This window comes from Escherichia sp. WS2035 (assembly GCF_046487065.1).
Classification (GTDB): Bacteria; Pseudomonadota; Gammaproteobacteria; order Enterobacterales; family Enterobacteriaceae; genus Escherichia; species Escherichia coli.
In genome coordinates, this window is record NZ_JBJQKD010000046.1 from 1 (window position 1) to 1,604 (window position 1,604).

The following is a 1,604-nucleotide window of genomic DNA, read 5'->3' on the forward strand; positions in this document are numbered from 1 at the left end:
TTCCTCCTTTCAGCTCCATTCCCGAAGCGGTGTTTCCAGCTCCACGACATAATCAGAGAATACAGAAACATCAAACAAGTCATCAAGAATGCGAATGTTGACAAAATAACCGTCATTCCGGACACAGACAGGTTCTCCCTCTTCTGTTACCCCTGTTTCTGTGTAGGTGAAACCAATTTCATCGACTAACAGTTTATTCTGGAGGTCTTCATCCTCCTCCCAGTCAAGAGATGACAGGAAGGATTTAAACTCTCTGTTACCAGGAAATTTCAAAGTTAAATCTTTCATACTGCCTCCTTGATTTGCCTGTCATTTAATTCTTTAAACCAGACTCTGAAATTTCTGATGTGTCCAAACAAATGACGCGTTCCTGCTGCGGTCTGCCCACCAAACCGGTACGATGTTGCTGTAACTCCAAATATTTTACCATTAAGGTTTGTTGTATAATTACCATTGCATATTGCATTTACTGATAAATCAGATTTAGCTCTCACACCCACAATGAACCTTTCTCCATCTGAGGCAATTTGTGGCTGAACCATTCCTACGTTGGCGCTTATCTTTCCTGTTGCAACAAACCCCAGCGATAAATAATTATCATCAATACTGTGCCCTCCAACATCAAATATCCTTGGCGCAACATTGGGCGGTGTACTCCAGTTCCTGCTTACTTCGCACAATACCGTAAAAGGCCGTGTTGACAGGTTATTCTGCGATGGGATAGTAACTACATCACTTGCGCGTGTTGTTGGCATTGTAGTTACAATAAATGACGATGCCGTATTGCCCAGTTCAATTTGCGGCGTCGTCATGGTTAATGTTGAGTCATCATAGAATGTCTCATTACTTATTTTATTTGTCATATAAAAAGCACAGTTAACGGTATCAATGTCCGTATTAGCTGTATAAGTGGCCTCATAGTAGGTCCACTCGCCCTGTTGTTCAGCTTTGGCTGTTATAAGGGATGTATTACCGCTTACTGTTGCGATCCGGGTATCCAGATCAAGATAAGAGTCAGCAGAGAAGGTATCTGTTCCACCAATAATAACTGAAACTCTTAACCTGCATCGTGCTTTAGCGCCTTTAACCCGGCACGAAAAAGTGAAACATTCACCACTTGCCAGCGGGAATCTGTCTGCTGCAACCACACCATGCACAGTATAGCCACCTGTTGTTCCCACTATACTTTCCGTGGGTGTCACCGTGGCATAATTGAACCCCTGTTTATCAGTGCCAAATGTTTTATTCAGTGCGGAATGAACAGTCCATGAGTCTGGTTTATTTGAGTTCCTCAGATAATTTGTCCTCTGTCCTTCAATCAATAAGCCATCGCGCTCAAATCGCGGTTCGTCAACTTCAGCAAGCTTGAGTTGGCCGGACTTATTAATATACGTTGCTGTTGAAGCACGTTTAAACTTAACAATCTTGTCGCCTGGCATTGTTATTTCATCGTCACCAATAACTATCTTTTTATAAGATGGCGAAAAACCCGTAATCATATCCAGTGAATCGTTAAACGGTATCCACACATCAGGCAGCGGCGGCACTATATTCGCACAGGGCTCTGCAGTCACTTCCGCTGCGGCTTCTGCGCGGTCTGCCGC

General features: G+C 43.5%; 2 protein-coding genes. Both read right to left on the reverse strand.

Going from position 1 to position 1,604, the window contains the following annotated elements:
* Positions 1–9: 9 nt before the first annotated feature.
* On the reverse strand, positions 10–288 hold the full coding sequence (locus ACJHX4_RS26675; RefSeq protein WP_000654172.1) for a hypothetical protein: 279 nt from the start codon (positions 286–288) through the stop codon (positions 10–12).
* The coding region (locus ACJHX4_RS26680) for a phage tail protein (RefSeq protein ID WP_227915090.1) at positions 285–1,604 on the reverse strand (1,320 nt) is incomplete at its 5' end. The genes ACJHX4_RS26680 and ACJHX4_RS26675, both read right to left, overlap by 4 nt.

Bases quoted from the DNA above. Each gene is read 5' to 3' on its own strand.
- ACJHX4_RS26675 (WP_000654172.1), bottom strand. From the start codon at position 288: ATGAAAGATTTAACTTTGAAATTTCCTGGTAACAGAGAGTTTAAATCC.